The 20,463-nt window shown below is 41.2% G+C and carries 14 protein-coding genes; 5 read left to right on the plus strand and 9 right to left on the minus strand.

Features of this window, described 5'->3' with window-relative positions; translation table 11 throughout:
- The first annotated feature begins 1 nt into the window (after nucleotide 1).
- The 3 genes from Q1A31_RS02385 (at nucleotide 2) to Q1A31_RS02395 (ending at nucleotide 4,308) form a co-directional block, all read left to right on the plus strand.
- Nucleotides 2-2,584, plus strand: coding sequence for an FtsX-like permease family protein (locus Q1A31_RS02385; protein ID WP_299871799.1), 2,583 nt, complete (start codon nucleotides 2-4; stop codon nucleotides 2,582-2,584).
- Nucleotides 2,572-3,834 (plus strand): lipocalin-like domain-containing protein, encoded by a 1,263-nt coding sequence (locus Q1A31_RS02390; protein WP_299871800.1) that lies wholly within the window; start codon nucleotides 2,572-2,574, stop codon nucleotides 3,832-3,834. The genes Q1A31_RS02385 and Q1A31_RS02390 overlap by 13 nt, the downstream gene beginning before the upstream one ends.
- Nucleotides 3,835-4,026: 192 nt before the next feature.
- Nucleotides 4,027-4,308 (plus strand): DUF503 domain-containing protein, encoded by a 282-nt coding sequence (locus tag Q1A31_RS02395; RefSeq protein ID WP_299871802.1) that lies wholly within the window; start codon nucleotides 4,027-4,029, stop codon nucleotides 4,306-4,308.
- A 195-nt stretch (nucleotides 4,309-4,503) separates the two neighbouring features.
- Here the strand turns inward: Q1A31_RS02395 and Q1A31_RS02400 are convergent, their stop codons facing one another.
- The 7 genes from Q1A31_RS02400 to Q1A31_RS02430 form a co-directional block, all read right to left on the minus strand.
- The gene (locus tag Q1A31_RS02400; protein WP_366942960.1) at nucleotides 4,504-4,920 is read right to left on the minus strand and encodes a nucleotidyl transferase AbiEii/AbiGii toxin family protein; all 417 of its coding nucleotides are present in this window, start codon (nucleotides 4,918-4,920) and stop codon (nucleotides 4,504-4,506) included.
- A 6-nt stretch (nucleotides 4,921-4,926) separates the two neighbouring features.
- Complete coding sequence (locus tag Q1A31_RS02405) at nucleotides 4,927-5,367, minus strand: hypothetical protein (protein ID WP_299871804.1); 441 nt, start codon at nucleotides 5,365-5,367, stop codon at nucleotides 4,927-4,929.
- A complete protein-coding gene (locus Q1A31_RS02410) occupies nucleotides 5,348-6,415 on the minus strand; it encodes a type IV toxin-antitoxin system AbiEi family antitoxin (protein WP_299871806.1) in 1,068 nt (355 codons plus the stop codon). The genes Q1A31_RS02405 and Q1A31_RS02410 overlap by 20 nt, the downstream gene beginning before the upstream one ends.
- Nucleotides 6,416-7,032: 617 nt before the next feature.
- Nucleotides 7,033-7,653: an SGNH/GDSL hydrolase family protein gene (locus Q1A31_RS02415; protein WP_299871808.1), complete on the minus strand. Its 621-nt coding sequence runs from the start codon at nucleotides 7,651-7,653 to the stop codon at nucleotides 7,033-7,035.
- A gap of 80 nt (nucleotides 7,654-7,733) precedes the next feature.
- Complete coding sequence (yidD, locus tag Q1A31_RS02420) at nucleotides 7,734-8,159, minus strand: membrane protein insertion efficiency factor YidD (protein ID WP_299871810.1); 426 nt, start codon at nucleotides 8,157-8,159, stop codon at nucleotides 7,734-7,736.
- Nucleotides 8,160-9,042: 883 nt separating this feature from the next.
- Complete coding sequence (locus Q1A31_RS02425; protein ID WP_299871812.1) at nucleotides 9,043-10,371, minus strand: ribonucleotide-diphosphate reductase subunit beta; 1,329 nt, start codon at nucleotides 10,369-10,371, stop codon at nucleotides 9,043-9,045.
- Nucleotides 10,372-10,911: 540 nt separating this feature from the next.
- On the minus strand, nucleotides 10,912-13,755 hold the full coding sequence (locus Q1A31_RS02430; RefSeq protein WP_299872218.1) for a ribonucleoside-diphosphate reductase subunit alpha: 2,844 nt from the start codon (nucleotides 13,753-13,755) through the stop codon (nucleotides 10,912-10,914).
- 783 nt (nucleotides 13,756-14,538) lie between these two features.
- Between Q1A31_RS02430 and Q1A31_RS02435 the strand changes: the two genes are divergently transcribed.
- Nucleotides 14,539-15,561, plus strand: a complete 1,023-nt coding sequence (locus Q1A31_RS02435; RefSeq protein ID WP_299871815.1) for a CDP-6-deoxy-delta-3,4-glucoseen reductase — start codon at nucleotides 14,539-14,541, stop codon at nucleotides 15,559-15,561.
- A 205-nt stretch (nucleotides 15,562-15,766) separates the two neighbouring features.
- Here the strand turns inward: Q1A31_RS02435 and Q1A31_RS02440 are convergent, their stop codons facing one another.
- Nucleotides 15,767-16,669 (minus strand): phosphoribulokinase, encoded by a 903-nt coding sequence (locus Q1A31_RS02440; RefSeq protein WP_299871817.1) that lies wholly within the window; start codon nucleotides 16,667-16,669, stop codon nucleotides 15,767-15,769.
- 946 nt (nucleotides 16,670-17,615) lie between these two features.
- Here Q1A31_RS02440 and rimO point away from each other — a divergent pair.
- A complete protein-coding gene (gene rimO / locus Q1A31_RS02445) occupies nucleotides 17,616-18,956 on the plus strand; it encodes a 30S ribosomal protein S12 methylthiotransferase RimO (RefSeq protein ID WP_366942961.1) in 1,341 nt (446 codons plus the stop codon).
- A gap of 162 nt (nucleotides 18,957-19,118) precedes the next feature.
- Here rimO and sat read toward each other — a convergent pair whose 3' ends face one another.
- Nucleotides 19,119-20,312, minus strand: a complete 1,194-nt coding sequence (sat, locus tag Q1A31_RS02450) for a sulfate adenylyltransferase (protein ID WP_299871823.1) — start codon at nucleotides 20,310-20,312, stop codon at nucleotides 19,119-19,121.
- Nucleotides 20,313-20,463: the final 151 nt, after the last annotated feature.

Below are 20,463 nucleotides of genomic sequence, written 5' to 3' on the forward strand. Positions count from 1 at the left end.
TATGAGCAATATGAAATACTGGCCGTTTCTCTCCGTTTTATTGAAAAGCTATCGCAATAGCAAATTTAGCCTATTCATGTTAATGGCATCGTTGATTATTGCAGCGGCGGGCTTGAGTGCCGTATTGGTGATCAACAGTAGCGCTAAACAAAGCTACAGTAGCGAGCAACAATTTCTAGTTCCAAACGTTACGCAAACGATCACTTCCAACTCATCCAATCTAAAACTCACCAAGCAAGATTATTCTGTACTCAGAGTAAAAGGCTTTAGCCAATTGATTGCAGTGGCGCAAACCAAGCAGCATATTTATACAAATAATCAAGCTGCTACTCAAGCTAGTGAAACTACCAAAGTTACCCAAAGGCGTATCGATTTCACCGGCATCGATACTTTTTCATTGCTTAGCTTGCCTGATTTTTTAAATCCAGTAGCTTTGTCAGAGCAGTCAAATGTGGCGGCAAAAACCATTAGTAGTGCTTCGGATGATAGCAATCAACTTATCAGGCAATTAGGCTTTGGAGAGCCCATAGCCATCTTGCATCCCCAGTTACTCGAACAGCTGCTAGGGCAATTACCCGATCAGCAGCTAGAGCCATTTACAACCGAAGCAGGAACACCCTTACCAAAGTTCAATACTTTTGAAAGTGCAGCATTGGGCAATGACATCATTATGGATATTGCTGATCTATATCGCCTTTATCCAAATGCCGAATTATCGATGCTGCTAGTGGTTGGCGAGTTATCAAAAGCTAAACAGGACAGACTTCAAGAATCACTACCAAACCACCTTCAACTGACAAATGCCAAAGGCGCTGAGCAAGATTCCGAACTCACCAGCAGCTTTCACTTAAACTTAATGGCAATGGCCTTGTTGATGTTCGTGGTGTGCCTTTTTATTGTGGTCAACGCCGTTAACTTACTATTAAATTCAAGACTAAGCTGGCTGAAAATTTGTCGACAGTTAGGCATCTCAAGACTGCAATTGTTTGTCGTACAGTTGCTTGAAATTATATTACTTACCCTGTTGGCTAGTTTTATTGGTGTTGTGCTAGGTATTGAATTAGCAAAACTAGCCTCTCCCACCGTCCAGGCAACGCTTGAAAATTTATACTCTGTAGAGGTGGGCTTTGGAAAAGTATCAATTATCGGACTGCTCATCCAGGTATCCGGTATTAGCCTAGTCGGCAGTATTTGCGCCACGTTTATTCCGTTAAATAAATTAAACCATCAGTTGGCGCAAACCAAAGATGTACCGTTGTCGCTTGTTCAACAACGTTTTTGGAAGCGCATAATTTGGCTTAGTTTTGTGGTTTTTGCAGCTGCCGCCTATATAATATTAAACCACGCGCAAGCACTCTGGTTGCTACTGATTGCGACCGCATTAGTGATTTTATCCGGTTGTAGTTTGCTGCTCGCCAATTACCCCGGCATGTTGGCATTAATTCAACGCTTTATTCCTGCTCGTTTCCCCTTATTGCAAGTTAGCTCCAAACAAAGTTTAGCCTTATCAGGAAAAACCAAAATAGCCTGCTGTGCGTTTTTTATTGCAGCTACCAGCAATATTGGTATGAACTTGATGGTAGATAGTTTTCGCGGAGCAACAGTAGGATGGCTAGAGCAACGTTTGGTAGCTGACTATTATATTTATCACAATGGAGAACCAAATCTTAGTGATTTAGCGAAAGACACCGGTGTGAATGTAAAACAACGCCTAGAAAATACAATTCCTTTTCAAGGCAAACAAGTCCAGCAATTTAGCTATCCGACAGGCGAGTTGTACCAACAGGCCATGGCTTTTTATGACAAAAGCAAAGATGAAAATTTATGGAGCGAGTTTGCCTTGGGTAAAGGCGTGTTAGTTAATCAACAGTTTGCCTTCGGCTTTGATTATAAGATTAATGATGTTGTCGAACTTCCTCATCCAGCCACAGGCGAAATCTCGTCGTACAAAATCCTGGGCATTATTTACGATTTTGGCAGCCCTTATAAGCAGGTATTGATGCCACTAGAGATGTTTGATTTATCAAAATCGACATGCTGTATGTATGCAGTGCAAGGAGCAGAGAGTAATATTGATTTGTTACGAGAAAAAATGCTGACCGCAGGACTAGACCCTGAAGGGAAGTTACTAAAAACCGAAGAGCTGCTCGCAATATCGATGCAAGCATTTGACGACACATTTATTATCACCGATGGACTGAATGTGGTCACACTGCTGGTAGCTGCATTGTCACTAGCGTGCGCTATTATTGTGCTGATGAATGATGTTCGTCCACAAAATATGTTGATCCGAAGTATGGGTGTGTCTGCATTAAAAACACAGCTACTCGCCTTATTTCAATACTTATTGTTATGTTTTGTCGCCTTAATCTTTGCGACGCCTTTCGGTATTTTATTAAGTTGGGTTTTAATTAACGATATTAATTATCAAGCGTTTTCATGGACCTATCCACTGATTATTAGTCCGATGAAGATTCTACAAATCTATGCCACCAGTTTACTGGTTGTGACCGTGGTGATTATTATTCCCATTATTCGCGCCGGTAGAAGGCCGCTCATTGAGGATATCCGATGGGTAAATTAAACAAGGTTTCTAGATTAGCTGTTTTTGTCATTGTGCTTGCTTTGCTTATAGTGGCAAGTAGGGCGCTACTTTTTGCCCCAAAAAGTGATCACTTAAGTAGCTCAGATGCTACTGCTACTTCATCACAATCTTTTGGTAGAGGTTTTAGCAATACCAACCCAGAACTTTTAGGCGAAGTTGCCGACCCAAACTATAAAATAAGATTTCCCAAAGACCATTATTCCCACGATTCATTTGATATCGAATGGTGGTATTTGACTGCAAACTTGCAAGATGATGAAGGCAACGTTTATGGCTTGCAATGGACGCTGTTCCGCTTTCGAAACCCAAATGTTGCAAGTGAAAATCAAAGTATTGCTAGTGAGAACTCAATATCAGATTGGAGCAACGAGCATATTTATATGGCGCATGCTTCTGTGCACAGCGCATCACAACATTGGTTTTCAGAGAAGTTCGCACGTGGCAATGTGGGTAATGTAGGTAATGTAGGTAATGTAGGAGTAGAGCAAACGCCGTTTAAGTTATTTATTGATGATTGGCAATGGTCAAGCGCTACTACTGGTTTGTTGCCTGCGCAGTTGATCTTTAATACCAAGTTGATCAGCACCGGCGAAGAAGATTCTAAAGTGGCTGATCATCTAAACGTCCAACTAAATTTATCGAATACGGGTTCTTATGTTCTGCAAGGAAAAGACGGTTACAGTATAAAATCAGCGAATAGTAAACACGCTTCACATTATTATAGTGCGCCGTTTATTAATGTGAATGGAACCTTCACCATAAGCGAGGCGCTAACAAATTCTACCCCCAGCAACTTAGAAAAGCAGATTGCAGTTAAAGGCAACGCCTGGTTTGATCAAGAATGGACATCACAGTTATTTGACCAGGCAACATTGGGTTGGGACTGGTTTTCACTACATCTTGATAATGGCGATAAAATTATGGCATTCCGCATGCGCTTACAAGGCCAGACTGATTACATCACTGGTACATACATTGAATCCGATGGCTCAACAACAATGCTTATGCCGTCAGAGTTAGAATTGAATGCTAATGAATTAACTGCGGTGGGTAACAAAGAACTGCCCTTAAACTGGCAATTAAAAATCGAAAGCAAGGGCATAGACGTAAGCATCAAAGCGACAAAAAAGGATCAATGGAATCCTGCATCAATAGCGTATTATGAAGGAACTGTCGCTGTTAGCGGGACGCATAAAGGCAAAGGTTTTCTGGAACTAACCGGCTATTAATAAACAATACCTTAAGCCTATTCAAAGTTGATAAAACCCAGAGCCCTAGCTAGAGTCGATGTTAGAGGAACAGTGAGATAAAATGCTCACCCGAAAAACTCAAGTGATATCCATTCTGCTCTGACATTGATTACCGACAATTATCGACCCTGGTTGTTGAAACTCAGCAAATAAAACATCTGGTTTTTAAATATGCATATATTACTGATTAAACTCAAACTGCAAATACCTAATTCACACTCGTTGAAGGACAAGCGACGTCAGATCAAAAGTTTAAAAGATCGACTAGGCAACCGGTTCAATGCTTCCATAGCCGAAATTGATGCCCTAGACAGCTGGCAACAAGCAGAGCTAGGTGTGTGTATGATCAGTAAGGATAAATCCTATCTGGATAAGCAGTACAGCCTGGTAGAAGCACTCGCTCTTGAATATACGGAATTGGAGCTGATCAATATGTCGCGGGAATGGTTGTGAGATTAAATTGCAGCTTTACTTATCTTGTTGTCAGTGTGTCCGTGTTTTATCTGGATTTGTATGATTAAAATGACACCCCCCACCTTTTGAATGACAACTCGTTTTTGTTTTCTAAAAACGATATTGGAATTTATGCTTTGCGAGGCGGTTTTTTGATAATTGATCCTAATGATGTCTTACTTGTAACTACTGAAATCAGCCCACTTTTAAAAAGGAATTTTTGAAAATAATGAAAAGTTCTTCGCATTGTGTGAAATTTTTATGAGTATTCCTTTCCATGTCTCTTACAAATTGTTCTTTTTTTGCATCATTATTAAATAACTCTGTTTCAAGAAAAGCTTTTGTTTCAATGGATGCAATTTCAGATACATCATTAGCTAGCTTCATAGTGCTAGCCTTAATTTCATCCCATTCTTGCGCCTCCATGTAGCCTTGATCATACAATGCATCGAATATTTCTGGGATTTTGCTATAACTTTCAATGAGGTATTCAAAATCAGAGGCGTCTTTTGGTCTTAACTCAATATTCCTATCGAGCCATGAAATTAGCTTAAGTAAACAAATTCCAGCAGGAGAAGCAACGGGTATAGTTATTTTTGGGTTTTCGCTGATTTGTACTTATAATGCATCTGAAAGCGCCTCCAGAAAACCCTGCACATTCATTACTAAGTCTTGTCCAGGAGGCCAATAAATATTGTTCTGATTATCAGCAATTTCGCCAAAAGGTATAATATCAATTTCCCAGTCTAGGCCTTCATTACTTTCTGTGTAGTGCAAGCGATGTTCTATCTTTGCGTCTGCTTTGTAACCAGCGTCAAGTAAACAGTTTTTTAAAGCATTGAATTCATCCCAGCTTGCTACATTAATTCCAAAATCTATATCTTTTGTACCCCGCTCTATTTTGGAACCAAAACCATGAACTAAGACTAAATCTCTTGCCATTGCGCCTATGACTAGAAAATCAATATCCAAAGCTTGAGCATGCTTGCTGATATCGACATATATTTCCACTAACCCCAGCGGAAGCTTGCCAATAATATTAACGAATGTATTTTTCACGAAGCCTCTTCGCTGTATCTAAGTTGCGTGCATCACCTGTTTCTATTAGGTCAGCATAAGTAATAATAGGTGGTGCTAAATTCGCCTGCTCAGTAGTTTCAATGTAATTTGTATCGGTTATCTTTTTATTCCAAAATGGCTCTACTAGCTCTATTCGTATATTAGCTCTCTCATGAGGTTCTGGTTTTTTTAATCGAGCTGCTTGAAGTAGATCCTTCACATTTTCCTGATTGATATACACAATTGCATCTTTAGGGTTAAGGTAATTATTATATTTCGCTGCTGCGATTTCCCCACCCCATTGAGCATCAAATTTTTCAAGGTTTATTGTCTCCCACCAGTAAGGATTATCCGTGGTGAACACACCTATTTTGTATTTTTCTTTTAGTTTGTAAGGATAGTCTTCTACCCATCTGTTTAATAGAAGAGCAAAGTCAGCAAGTTTGCGTTGTTTCTTATTTATCCCTTCAAGAATATATCCTTGTGCGATTAGGTCACGAATTACCCAACCCACAGCTCCCAATGCTACCTGAGCCTGATCAGCAATTTCCCGATAGGGAGCGTTAATTAGCTCTTTATTTCTAAGAAAAGCAAAAATTATCTTCATACCCGTGGGTTGAAAGGCTTTACCCGTTTTAGGTTTATTATCTGTTGTAATGTCTTTTTGTGGTTTATTGCCCTTAATATAAATGTAGATAGGTCTTTGGTTGATATACGCATTACCAACAGTATCAATAAACTGAATATCCGCCTCTTTTAAACGTTCGCCCATTTTAGGGTTTATATAATCAGCTACTAGCAGGCCATGGTTAGGTTCGGCAATATTTTTGACTTGGTTGATAATAGCGCCATAATTTGCTTGAGTTGCCCATTTTTTTATTTCTACATACAGCTTTATACCGTTGTCGGGCATCTGGATTAATGCATCTATCCGTTTATCGTACTTGCTTACGTCACGATCTATAATATTCAGTTGCAAATCTGTCTCACGATAGATTGCACCAATGGCTTTATCAAGTATGTCGTATTCTTTTGTTAATAGGTCCATGGCGCTTTTATCTCTTTTCTCATACTGCTTTTATTTGGCAGTATATTTGTTCAATATTGTAGCATGTTCAATATTAATGAACACTTAATTATATTGAACATAAGAGGCATTGAAATACATTTCCGATAGCGTTATCACTATAGTGCGCGTCAATTACTTATTAACAGAACAAAATTAACAAGTGTAAAGTGCCGAAACTATGCAAAACTAACCAATTCAGTTTAATAAGAATTGCCCTAGAGTAGAGCAAAAAATATTTTGTGATTGTTGGAACGTTTTATCTGGATTTGTATGATTAAAATGACACCCCCCACCTTTTAGGCGGTTTTTCAGATAATTGGATTAAGTAAAAAAGTGGCTATAAGTAGGGGGGTGACTTAAAACAGTCGACTAAAATAAGGTCAATGGAGTCTAACCCCTTAGATGTATAGCGGATAAGCTGAGTGCGGCATTGAAGAGTGATAGTTTTAAGAAGTAAGGATGTCTTCTTAATTGATTGGTAGGTCGGATAAACATAGTGCCATCCGACATGACCATGTGTGATCGGGTACAAATGTCGGGTGGCGTTCCTTATCCGACCTACCGCGTTATTTTAAAATAGAAAAGAGATGAGCTAATTAACGCTTTATTAATAGTTTTGCCATCTCTCGACCTAATAAACGGTGTGACTGTGCACTAAAATGAACACCATCGACTGGGCTCGATTCAATAACACTACCAACATCGAAAAACTCACAGCCTAGTTCATCTGCTATTTGTGAATAACAGGCTGTGAAAGCACGCGACTTTTCATAACCGTTTTGCCGTAACCCCAGACCATCTATGCCTTTTTCAGTTGGAGGTGGAGCCATCAAGATTACCTCAGGTGCTTTGCCCTCTATTCCAGCATCACTTGCCTGAATCATCTGTACTAAGCGTCCCGCTGATTTCGCAATTTCCGCTGCTGAAACACAAAACCGATCTTTTAGATCATTTGTTCCCAACATCAGCAGCACTATATTCAGAGGCTTTTGTGAAAGTAGGCACGGCCTTAAATAAGAAAGACCACTCATTAATCCATCTACGGGATCATCCCAAACGGTCGTGCGACCATTCATTCCCTCTTCAACGATTTCATAATCTGCACCTAGTTCGCTTAACATCACTTGCGTCCAGCGGGTTTTATTATCAAACCGTTGAGATGTTTCGGGATCATATCCCCAGGTATTAGAATCGCCAAAACAGAGTATTCTGATCATTGTTGCTCCTTAAAAGTGCCTGAAAGTAGGGGGGTGACTATTAAATGTTACTCATCCACGCTTTATCCCAGTAGCTATGCTTATTTGAAATAAAAATAGGAAATTATTAATATAATAACAACGAAAAATATTATCCATGAATCTCTTCTACGATTTTTTTTGTCGGAATGAAAAAAATCACAGCTACTACTCAAACAATCATACGGTAAAGAATTTTTACCGCTCATATCGCAAGAGTCACAACCGCTCAAACCAAGGTCGCAATCACCACGTTGAGCAAGAAGTGGACGACGTTGTTGAATTATATCTGCTGCATCTCGACATTCATCGAAGCGTAGTCTTATATCTTTAATACTCGCAAACACACCTTTTTCATGTATTTGCTTTTTAGAGTATTCAGAACACGAATCACCTTTATGTAGTCCACTGTGGGCGCAAGAAAATCCTTTATGTGGAGAAATTCTTTTTTGGTAAAAAGAGATTAAGTAGACGAAGAGTTTTCTCATAGAGATATATTTATTTTAGGCTTTATTATTATTTGTCAGTGTTATTATTATATTGTGTACTAGATTAATGAGAGCTGAGCTTTAGAGAGCTAGTTTCGGATTATTAAAAAGTGGCTAAAAGTAGGGGGGTGACCTTTAAAATAGAATTGAGAAGGTTTTCGCTGCCTTGTGGCTGTTTCTTTTCCTCGGATTGATGAGAAGGGCAACGAGATACCTTTTTATCTACAGCAATAAAAACGTATCCCAAAAAGTGCCGCCCAACAGATAAGCCGCAAGCGGTCCCCTCACTACTCAAAAATTGTCGCGATTTTCGAACTCGCTCTGCTCAAACAACGAAAACCTTAATCGACAATTTTCTACGTGGCTCGGCATATCTGAATGGGATTTAACAACAGCGCTAGATTCAACTAATGGTGAGATGAAAAAGTGCCTGAAAGTAGGGGGGTGTATTAAAAAATACTGAAGGAGCTAGAAAACTAGCCCCAACAGGTTAAGATTTATAAAGTGAAGATACAATATATTAAAAGCGATAATGCTCTCAATATTGCGGCAACATCTATATTAATCTCGATTTTCCGTGCCTTATAAGTAAACATTGTAATGTCTTCCTAATAATACTCGGGTCGACCCAGAGTGTTTCTGAGTGATTTAACGTGCTTGACGACACGCCATACATGAAGATTGCGTCCTCAAATATGGATTTTTGCCAGTAGTACTAATACTAGCAGCGGGATGTAGTACCAAATTAAAGTTGTTATGATCCCTAGCACCGCTAGGTAACGCAACCATAATGTGCATCCCTCACTGCAAGTAGGTTTGCCGACTCCGTCGGGGCTACTTGCGTGTTCTTTTATATATTACGTCTATCATAGAGACATTTTGGTTAACCCCAATCAAGCGCCCCACCAGTCTGATACTCAGTCACACGAGTTTCAAAGAAGTTCTTCTCTTTCTTCATATTCGCTTGCTCGTCTAACCATGCTGAGCGATTCTGAGCGCCTGGGAAAGGTTCTTCCATGCCTAGCTGGCGTGCGCGACGATTGGCGATAAAGCGGAATTGCTCGATGTGGTCTTCGGCTGTGTAGCCTAGGATTGGATTCTTTAAGATGTAATGAGAGTAGGCTTGTTCTGCCGCTTCGGATTCATCCCACATTTCACGAATGGCTTTTGGGTCTAGCGTTACGTTGTTTTCTAGCATGATCTGCTTTACAACGCGGATACCGAATGACGCATGCATGACTTCGTCACGCATGATGTATTGCAACTGCTCTGATGTACCTTTCATTAAGCCTCGACGTTGTAGCGAGAAGATTGGTGTAAAGCCGTTGTAGAACCATGTGCCTTCGAAGATGCCTGCGAAGAAGGTGTACGCCATAACAAACTCATTAAGGTCGTCTGGGTTCTTTAAGTTCATGTCTGAACGCATCACTGAATCTAAACGACGATTAGCCAATTGGATTTTGCCATTGATCGCTGGTACGACTCTGTAGCGATTGTAGATTTCACCCTGGTCGAGACCGATGGTTTCGATACAGTGCTGGTATGTCCATGTGTGCAGTGCTTCTTCGTACACTTGACGCGCTTGGTATATCTGTAGCTCTGGCGCTGTCATTTTTTCCATAACCGCTAGGCCGATGTTACGCATCGCGAGTATGTCTGATGTAGTCAGGTAGGCTAATACATTGGTGTAGACGTGTTTTTCAGCATCGTTAAGCTTGTGCTGATAATCTTGTACGTCTTGCGCCATGTTGATGTCTAATGGCGTCCAGTGATTTTTGTTGGCGTTTAGGAAGTATTCCCACGCCCACGGGTATTTGAACGGTGCAAGCTGGTTTACGTCTGCTTCGCCATTGATAACACGCTTGTCGCTGGCTTTTACTGGCGCAATTGAATCCGCAATTTCAGCCTGATCGCGCTCGATACCTTCAATCGCTTGTTCCGCTAATTTAGCATCAGCAGGCGTCGGTGCAGCCGCTTCTGGCGTTGAACCAGGAAGTACCACACCTTTTTCTTCTAGTGAAGAACCGTCAAAGTCCATACCGCCAAGTACACCGCTTGCTGCATAAGATGCCGCTAGTGATTGTGGCTCAGCTTCATGTAATGGAGCTTCAGCCGATAATGCTTCTGCCGATAATGTATCAGCTGATGGTGGTATTGATGCCGTTACCGCTGATGGTGTCGTCTTGCTTAGTGGGTCGTCCCAATTGAGCATTATATGTTCTCCGTTTCTGACGTACTTTACTAGCCCGTGCTGTTGTTGTTTTTGTAGGGCGGTTTGATTTCATCTTAGCCATACCGCTTCCTTCCTTTGATGTTTATCGCACCTAACAAATGCAATAAGTTTAAAATAGTTGCTTCTCTGTTAAAGGGGAGAAGCATTCCCTTCGATGTTTCTTTGATCTAACTAATGCGCTTTTCACCCATCTGCTGCGTTGTCCTGCGACTTCCGTTGCTCACGTACTTAATGTACGCTGCGCTCCGGCTTCTCAGACGCCTTGCTTATGGTCGTAAATCACATCATTAGACGCAATAAATAATTCTTTCTAAAAACAGCCCTAAAGTAGGGGGGTGTCTTTTTTAAACTATACAACCGTAATCTGGTTATTTATTTGTCTTTAACACTGTTACTGGCGCCTGAATTTGTATTGTTAGCTAGGCGCAAGGTTCTCGAAAGCTGGGAGCATACAATGTGTATGTGACCAGTTTGAGAGGTCCTTGCAACAACGCTAACGATGCAAAGTCAGGTGTCAGATCACTGACACGCGTCGCAATCTGGGTCTAGGATGGAGCATGCGGCTGGCGCTGCTGATCCAACTGCCTCAGGCGCTTCTGGTGCAGTCTTAGCCACATTACTGCTGCTTTCCTGTGTCTTCTCCATCGCTGTCGCACCCATCGAACGTAAGTAGTAAGTAGTCTTAAGACCACGAACCCATGCTAATTTGTAGAGGTTGTCGAGTTTAGCGCCCGATGGCTCTTGCATGTATAGGTTCAATGACTGACCCTGGTCGATCCATTTCTGACGACGACTTCCTGCTTCAATCAACCAGCGTGAATCAACTTCAAACGCGGTTGCGTATTTCGCTTTAAGGTTCTCTGGAATACGGTCAATCTGTTGTACGCTGCCGTCGAAGTATTTAAGATCGTTGATCATTACTTCGTCCCAAAGACCTAGGTCTTTAAGCTCGTTAACCATGTATGGGTTAATCACGGTGAACTCGCCAGAGAGGTTCGATTTAACAAACATGTTCTGGTAAGTCGGCTCGATTGACTGACTGACGCCACAAATATTCGAGATAGTCGCTGTCGGTGCAATCGCCATGGTGTTTGAGTTACGCATGCCGTGCTCTTTTACATGCTCGCGTAGTGAGGTCCAATCCAGACTGGTTGATTTATCTACCTGGTAGTATTCGCCACGTTGCTCTTCCATTAGCTCGATTGAGTCAATCGGCAAGATGCCCTGGCTCCATAAAGAACCTTCGTAGCTTGGGTAGGTGCCACGCTCTTTTGCAAGATTAGATGATGTCTGGATGGCGTAGTAAGAAACCGCTTCCATACTGCGATCAGCAAACTCTACTGCTTGTTGTGATGCGTATGGAATGTCTTGCTTGTATAGCGCATCCTGAAAGCCCATCAAACCTAAGCCGACTGGACGATGCTGCATATTAGAGTTACGCGCTTGCGGTACACTGTAGTAGTTGTACTCGATGACGTTATCTAGCATGCGCATTGCAGTGGTAATGGTTTTCTCAAGCATTTCCATGTCGATGCCATCAGCATTGGTGTGCTTGGCAATATTGACTGAGCCCAGGTTACATACCGCGATTTCGTCATCGTTGGTGTGTAGCATGATTTCAGTACAAAGGTTTGAGCTGTGTACCACGCCAACATGCTGGTTGCTGTAACGGATGTTACAAGGATCTTTAAAGGTGATCCATGGATGTCCTGTTTCGAACAACATGCCTAGCATTTTGCGCCATAGGTCTACGGCTTTGATTTTCTTGAATAGGCTCATGTCACCGCGTGCGGCTTTTTCTTCATAACCTTCGTAAGCTGCTTTGAATGCTTTACCTGAAAGGTCGTGTAGGTCTGGCACTTCTTCTGGTGAGAATAGTGTCCATTCGCCTTCTTCTGCAACACGTTGCATAAATAGATCAGGAATCCAGTTCGCTGAGTTCATGTCGTGGGTACGACGGCGCTCATCACCGGTGTTTTTACGTAGCTCGATAAACTCTTCGATGTCTACGTGCCATGTTTCTAGATATGCACAGATTGCGCCTTTGCGCTTGCCACCCTGATTAACTGCAACCGCAGTATCATTGGTCACTTTCAAGAAAGGTACAACCCCCTGAGATTTTCCGTTTGTGCCTTTGATATGAGACCCTAGACCACGCACACGCGTCCAGTCATTCCCTAAACCACCGGCGTACTTGGAGAGCAATGCATCATCTTTAATAGAACTATAAATTCCATCGAGACTATCAGGCACGGTAGTAAGGTAACAGGAGGAGAGTTGAGGACGACGCGTTCCTGAATTAAACAGGGTTGGCGTGCTACTCATAAAGTTAAAACTGGAAAGGAGGTTGTAAAACTCGATTGCACGTTCTTCGCGGTTGACTTCATTAATCGCCAAGCCCATCGAAACGCGCATAAAAAATATTTGAGGTAATTCAAAACGCACGTCGTTATCGGTGTGGATAAAGTAACGATCGTAAAGGGTTTGAAGACCTAGGTAGGTGAACTGATGATCACGTTCTGGTTTAAGCGCAGCACCAAGCTTGGTTAAGTCGTAACGTGTTAGTTCTTCGTCGAGTAGTTCTAATTCAACCGCTTGTTTAATATATTTCTTTAATGTCGCAGGGTAGCGTTTAGCCATCTCTGCCTGTGTTGCTTCTGTATGACGACCGTTTAGGTAGGTGAGTGCTTCACTACGTAAATTGTCTAATAACAAGCGCGCCGCCACCATCGAATAATTAGAATCTTTATCGATGTTGACGCGCGTTGCCATTACTAACGCAGAACCGACATCCTCTTCCGGGATGCCATCAAATAAATTCCGCAATGCCTCTTTTTCGACAGTCTCCTGATCAACGCCGTGTAAGCCCGAAACGGCTTCTGCGATTACTTTACGCAGACGGTTTCTATCGAGTGGCTTGGTGTCCCCATTTGATGTGGTAATGTTTATAGACTCTTTCTTGGAAGTCTTTGTAGGCTCAGATTGCTCAGCCTTTTCAGCACGCGCGTGGGCGCGATCTTCGCGGTAGATAACATAAGCACGTGCTACTTTACGCTCACCAGAACGCATCAGTGCCAATTCTACCTGGTCTTGGATATCTTCAATATGGACAACACCGCCATCAGGCATGCGACGGAATAGGTTGTCGTTAACTTGTTGTGCCATCACTCTAACAGTGTCGTGAATACGTGATGATGCGGCTGCTACGCCACCTTCGACACCAAGGAATGCTTTGGTCAGTGCTACTTCAATTTTGCTACGGTCGAAAGGAGTCACTTTGCCATTACGACGGACTACTTTATAAACAACATCTTCCTGTGCAGAGGTTCTTTGCATCGTTTCATCGATAGCATCGGTTAACATGGATTTTTTTGTTGGGTCTTGTGATTCGTCGATGATGGAATTTGCGAAATTATCGTTAGAGCCTGATTGCATGTTTTTTCCTTTGGTGATGTATGACAACGTTAAAATCTGATGCGTATATTGATTTTTTGACGTTGCGTATATATGTTTCTTATGGTGTATAGGTAATGCTTTTTGTCGCTCTTGATTGGCGCCCTATTAAAGTCGTTTAATCAGCCTGTATAGTTCATCTTAAATCTAATCTTTACGTTGACTATGTGTGGAGAATTTTTTAGCAAAAACATTTCCTTTTTCTATTGAGTCAGCTGCTTAATAATCGACCGGTTTGTTTAAAAATGACCAGTGAATGAATCTGTTCACAGCTTTTAATTTAGTACTTCAATAAAAAGTTGTAATACTATAGAGTGTGGTGCGGGTGATCGTCAAGCACAACATATTGTGTTTAAGCTTGTGGAAAGGTGTATATAAACTGTGGATAAGTTGGGCAAAAGTCCCTATTGTCAGCACAGACGCCTTGTGCTGGCGATGTGGCTCTTGAAATAAAAATATAAATTATTTTTTTTGCGTTAGAATTCAACCCTGATATCGCAAAATAAAGCGATTTAACAGTGATGAAATATTGAAATAAATAGCCATAGGGTTTTACGGTTTTCTTCATAAAAATGAGAGGAATAGCTATGCTTATTCATCGAACTTTTAGGGAGGAAATGGGTTAATTCAAGTTTTTTTATAATCGATATTTTTTCTCACAATTAGATCTCAAATACAGGAATAATGGTAAATATGTCATATAAGGTTACTTTGCAACCGAGTGAACACACGTTTGAAGTTGAAGAAAATGAGCTGATTCTGGATGCAGCATTGCGCCAGGGAATTGGTCTTCCTTATGGTTGTCGTAGTGGCTCTTGTGGCACCTGTTTGGGAACGGTTGTTTCCGGTGAAATAGAATATCCGCAAGGTTTGCCGTTGACTGTCATGGAACATGAACACGAACAGGGTAAAGCGGTATTTTGTGTGTCTATCGCTAAATCTGACCTGGTGTTAGATATCAAAGAAATTAGCAGTTCCAGTGATATAGAAATCAAATTGTTACCTGCGCGTGTTATTTCATTGAGAAAATTAGCCGATGATGTTATGGAAATGCAGTTGAAATTGCCAGACTCAGAGCGTTTGGCTTTTCAGGCGGGCCAGTATATTGAATTCATCCTACGCGATAAAACCCGACGCGCATTTTCAATCGCAAATTCTCCTTCTAATGATGAATACCTGGAATTACATTTGCGCCATGTGCCAGACGGTAAATTTACCGATCATGTATTCAATGATATGAAAGAAAAGGCACTGGTAAGAATAGAAGGTCCTTACGGTACTTTTCATGTGCGCGAAAATTCAAACAGACCATTAATTCTTGTGGCAGGTGGTACTGGTTTTGCGCCAATCAAAGCAATGGTCGAGCAATTGATTGAGCAGGCCGATACGCGTCCTGTGCATTTGTACTGGGGAGCTAGAGCCAAAGCGGATTTATATCGAAACGATTTACCCGAGAAGTGGGCTTTCCAGTATCCGCATATTGAATACATTCCTGTGTTATCAGATCTCGGAGAAGACAGTGACTGGGAAGGTAGAACGGGTTATGTGCATAATTCTGTGGTAGAAGACTTTGCTGATTTATCCGGTCATGATATTTATATGGCAGGTCCGCCAATTATGATTGATGCCGCTAAAGAAGCATTTGCTAAGCAGGGATTACCCGAAGATCAATTATTCTCAGATGCATTCGAATACGCAGCTGAGAAAGATGCGTAAACAATAAACGAAATGAAAAAATGGCCTAGCTCTGCATAAATTCTATTTACGTTTTCAAAAAACAAAAACGTAATATCATTCAAAAGTAGGGGGGTGACCTTCTAATTAGTAGGAAGGTTTAGTAATAATCTAAAACAGATATAAAAAAGCCTCGGTACTCATTTAATAGTACCGAGGCTTTTTTGTATCTTGATTTATTCTTTATTTAGGCTGATTTTGCACTATTGATTAAGCGGTGAATAATCGGTGCCAGAATAATTTCCATCGCCATGCCCATTTTTCCGCCAGGTATAACAATGGTATTACGGCGTGTCATAAATGAATCGTGCAACATATTGAGCAGGTAAGGGAAGTCGATCATGAATTTGTTCGGATCTTTAAAGCGAATAACCACAAAGCTTTCATCGGCTGTTGGAATGTCACGCGCAATAAAAGGGTTTGATGTATCAACGGTTGGAACACGCTGGAAGTTAATATCTGTTTGAGAGAATTGCGGTGCTATGTAATTTACATAGTCAGGCATGCGACGCAGGATGGTATCTACAATCACTTCTTCGTCATAACCACGCTCTGAGTGGTCACGATGGATTTTTTGAATCCATTCCAGATTTACGCTAGGTACAACGCCTACGCCTAAATCTACATATTTGGGTGAATTGATGTCGTTTGCTTTATCGACAACGAGTCCATGTAAACCTTCGTAGAAGAGCAAGTCACTGCCAGTTTCAATATCTTCCCAGGGTGTGAATTCGCCTGATTCTTTACTACAACCCAAGCGCTCATTTTGTAAATCCGCTTCGCTAGGGTTGTGTAGGTAGTATCGTTTTTTGCCTGAACCTGATTCACCATAGTCTTTAAAGGTTCTTTCAATCGCGGCAAAATCATTCGCTTCTGGACCAAAATGACTGAAATGGTTATTGCCATTTTCAGACGCTATTTTAAGATGCTCGCCAAAATCTTTTCGGCTCAAACTATGTAAACTGTCACCCTCTACGATTGCCGGGTTTATCCCCTCACGTAAAAAAATGTTTTCGAAAGCACGTTTAACGAAGGTAGTGCCGGCGCCAGACGATCCGGTTACGGCAACAACAGGGTGTTTTTTTGACATAGAGCTCTTCTCAGGTTTGTAATCTGGTTTTTAGCTAGATAGGTTAGTCATTCAAAAATAATCAGTATTTCTTTCTCTGTATTTGGAAGTGATCTCAATATTAATCAATATTTCTAGCGGGTAACTGTTCAACAAATATTAGTTAATAGAATAAATATGCAATACGGACTTCCGAAAGGTAGAGTGTATTTTGTAATATTTCATCTGTAAGCGAAACTAAGTATTAAGTGTTTCTAATATAAGCAATGCTTATGTTTTCTTCAGTATGGATAAAAGTATTACTATTTTAATTTTAAACGACCTGAAAAGATTCGAATATAGATAGGAAGTGATATATCTATATTCGATAATAGGTACACCTATCATTCTCTAAACTTTTCATTTGATGAAGATCGGAGGTGAATTAACGGCTTTTTATAGCCATTCACTTCAGAAAATATCAACTTGGTTTTAGCTGGTCTTATAAGATTTGCGAGTTGTTTATCTATTCAAGTTTAAAGAAGAGTCCGTAAATACCTGATACTTATCATTAAAAAACGAGGATGGTAAGCGTAGATTTTTTTCGGTTTATTAGATCAAAATGCTTGACATATTTTTTTAATAAACTTGTCCACATTATCTGTGGATAACTCTGTTGATATGTCCGATATTTGCCTCTCTAAGCCGCATTTTATTAGGTATTTTTACAAATTGCTTAATTTTTAATCAGTTTATATATGTTGTTATATATCAGATAGATACGAAGGTTTTTTGCGTGTCTTGAGTAAGAAATCACATTAGGTGTCAAATTTTGTCTACAAAATTTCGGGGAAGTAAACAATTGTGCATAAGAGTAAACAGAATTATCATATACTGATTCGACTTAAGTCCTTGTTTAATCGTTGTTAAGTTAAGGTTAAGTTAAAAAAGTAATTATTTACAGTAAAACAGGTGTAAAGAAATGGATATTAATCAGCCTAAAGTTGGTTTTGTAAGTTTGGGCTGTCCGAAAGCTCTCGTCGACTCAGAAAGGATTTTGACTCAGCTCAAAACCGAGGGTTATGGAATTGTTCCAGATTATGATGGTGCTGATGTGGTTGTCATCAATACCTGTGGTTTTATCGATAGTGCAGTCAAAGAATCACTGGATACGATTGGTGAAGCATTACAAGAAAACGGAAAAGTTATCGTAACCGGTTGTCTCGGTGCAGATGCAGACAAGGTGCTTGAAGCACATCCGGGTGTTCTGGCAGTAACAGGTCCTCACGCTTATGAAGCGGTTATGGGTGCTGTGCATGATCAGCTGAAACCGCCACATGACCCTTATCTTGATTTGGTGCCACCACAAGGTATAAAACTCACACCAAAACATTATGCCTATCTGAAAATATCGGAAGGTTGTAATCATCGTTGTACTTTCTGCATCATTCCTTCATTGCGTGGTGATTTAGTGAGTCGTCCCATCGGCGATGTTATGCAGGAAGCCGAGAACCTTGTTAACTCAGGTGTTAAAGAGCTATTAGTGGTATCGCAAGACACCAGTGCTTACGGTATCGATACCAAATACCAGACAGGCTTCTGGAATGGTAGACCAGTTAAATCTCATATCCAGCAGTTGTCAGAGTCATTAGGTGAGTTGGATGCGTGGGTGCGTTTGCATTATGTTTATCCCTATCCTCATGTGGATAAGCTGATACCTCTTATGGCTGAAAATGCGGAGAACAAAGGTATTCTTCCTTATCTGGATATACCGTTCCAACATGCAAGCCATCGTATTTTAAAAGATATGAGACGTCCTGCTCATGCAGAGAAAGTACTCACTCGAATTGCTGCATGGCGAGCCATGTGTCCGGATATTACGATTCGTAGTACTTTTATTGCGGGTTTCCCTGGGGAGACTGAGGAAGACTTTGAGACATTATTGTCTTTCTTAAGAGAAGCGCAACTAGATCGCGTTGGTTGTTTTGCTTATTCTGAAGTAGAAGGTGCTGTTTCTAATGATTTACCTAATCACGTACCTGAAGATGAAAAGCAATATCGCCTCGAACGTTTTATGGAAGTGCAGGCAGAAATCAGTGCGAATAAATTAGCTGCTAAAGTAGGCAAGCGTATGACGGTACTCACCGATGATACTCAGCAAGGCGATACCGAAGCAGAAGATATCACCATTGCCAGAAGCAGTGCTGATGCACCAGAAATAGATGGTGCTGTATATATAGAAGGTGAATTATTGGAGCCTGGTCAGTTTGCGGAAGTAGAAATTACACATTCTGATGAGCATGATTTGTGGGCCAAACTCGTCGATTGATCAGTGTAAAAAATGCCCTAAAGTAGGGGGGTGGCTTAGGTTGTTGAAATCAACAGTCGGATTAGCCATTTTTATTAAAAACGTTTATTAATAATCCTTTATTAAATAAAAAAGCCGGGAAACTCCCGGCTTTTTTGTGTCACAGATATCTCTTAGACAGAATTAGTCATTCTGGCTTTGATAGTATTCAATCAGAATCTGAGCGACTTCAGGACGTGAAAATTCCTTAGGTGGCGCAATACCCTGTCCCAGCATTTCGCGAACCTTAGTACCAGACAACAGCACAAAATCATCTTTTTCGTGGTCAGGCGCTTCAGACATCATCACAACCTTATCCAGCTTCTTAGAATAAGCCGTGTGATCAGCGCGGAAAATTTCAATCTCTAGCGCACCTGCAGGAACTTCATCGTCGAAAATGGTTTGTGCATCAAAAGCACCGTAGTGATCGCCAACACCCGCGTGATCACGACCAATAATAAAGTGGGTAGCTCCCATGTTCTGGCGGAATAGCGCGTGTAGTACGCCTTCTTTTGGTCCCGCATATAACATGTCAAAACCATAACCGGTAACCATCGCGCTGTTTTCAGGGAAGTACAGCTCAACCATTTTGCGGATTGCTGCATCACGAACATCAGCAGGGATGTCACCTTTCTTCAACTTACCAAGCAACATGTGAATAACCAGACCATCACAGCCAAGTCTATCCATCGCCATATGGCAAAGTTCTTCGTGTGCCAGATGCATCGGATTGCGTGTCTGGAAGGCTACTATTTTTTTCCAGCCACGATCAGCAATTTCCTGACGAATTTCAACAGCGGTCTTGAAAGTGCCTTCAAATTCTTTTTCGAAGTAAGAGTAGTTAAGCACTTTGATTGGGCCTGACAGACATACTTTACCTTGAGAGTTAAAGGTGTCGACACCAATATGCTCTTCACCTTTCGCAGGACGGTAAATAGACTGGGTCATGGTTGCCATTTCTTCGTCGGTAAATTCTTCAACCGCTTCCACATCCATTACGGCCAGAACCGGGTTGCCATCGACATTGGGATCTTTCAGTGCAATGCGATCACCCGCTTTGATATCACCAGCGTCTTCAACAAGGTTGAGAACAGGTGTCGGCCAGAACAGGCCTGAAGCAGTATGCATATTATCCGCAACAGAAAGTGCATCAGCCTTATTCATATAGCCAGTGAGTGGGTTAAAGTAACCGCCAGCCAACATGACAGCATTCGCTGCTGTGGCAGAACTTACGACAATAGAAGGTAATCCTTGTGCTTCTTGTTGCAATGCTTCTCGCTCTGCAGCGTCAGATACGTACAGTGGATTAAGTTCATCGGAACCATGTGGTTTTATCATGCTTATCTCCCGAAAATATTTGTGGCACCATGCCAAAACCGTACAAGATACCCGCATTGCCTTATCAAGTACAGATAGAAAAATTTGCTTTTAAATAAATTATTTTTATATGACTAAATATTAAAAATAATTTGCTGGCTTATCAGAAGCT

This window comes from uncultured Cocleimonas sp. (genome assembly GCF_947495625.1).
Taxonomy (GTDB): domain Bacteria; phylum Pseudomonadota; class Gammaproteobacteria; order Thiotrichales; family Thiotrichaceae; genus Cocleimonas.

Bases quoted from the DNA above. Each gene is read 5' to 3' on its own strand.
- Q1A31_RS02385 (WP_299871799.1), top strand. From the start codon at position 2: ATGAGCAATATGAAATACTGGCCGTTTCTCTCCGTTTTATTGAAAAGC.
- Q1A31_RS02390 (WP_299871800.1), top strand. From the start codon at position 2,572: ATGGGTAAATTAAACAAGGTTTCTAGATTAGCTGTTTTTGTCATTGTG.
- Q1A31_RS02395 (WP_299871802.1), top strand. From the start codon at position 4,027: ATGCATATATTACTGATTAAACTCAAACTGCAAATACCTAATTCACAC.
- Q1A31_RS02410 (WP_299871806.1), bottom strand. From the start codon at position 6,415: ATGGACCTATTAACAAAAGAATACGACATACTTGATAAAGCCATTGGT.
- Q1A31_RS02415 (WP_299871808.1), bottom strand. From the start codon at position 7,653: ATGATCAGAATACTCTGTTTTGGCGATTCTAATACCTGGGGATATGAT.
- yidD (WP_299871810.1), bottom strand. From the start codon at position 8,159: ATGAGAAAACTCTTCGTCTACTTAATCTCTTTTTACCAAAAAAGAATT.
- Q1A31_RS02425 (WP_299871812.1), bottom strand. From the start codon at position 10,371: ATGCTCAATTGGGACGACCCACTAAGCAAGACGACACCATCAGCGGTA.
- Q1A31_RS02430 (WP_299872218.1), bottom strand. From the start codon at position 13,755: ATGTTAACCGATGCTATCGATGAAACGATGCAAAGAACCTCTGCACAG.
- Q1A31_RS02435 (WP_299871815.1), top strand. From the start codon at position 14,539: ATGTCATATAAGGTTACTTTGCAACCGAGTGAACACACGTTTGAAGTT.
- Q1A31_RS02440 (WP_299871817.1), bottom strand. From the start codon at position 16,669: ATGTCAAAAAAACACCCTGTTGTTGCCGTAACCGGATCGTCTGGCGCC.
- sat (WP_299871823.1), bottom strand. From the start codon at position 20,312: ATGATAAAACCACATGGTTCCGATGAACTTAATCCACTGTACGTATCT.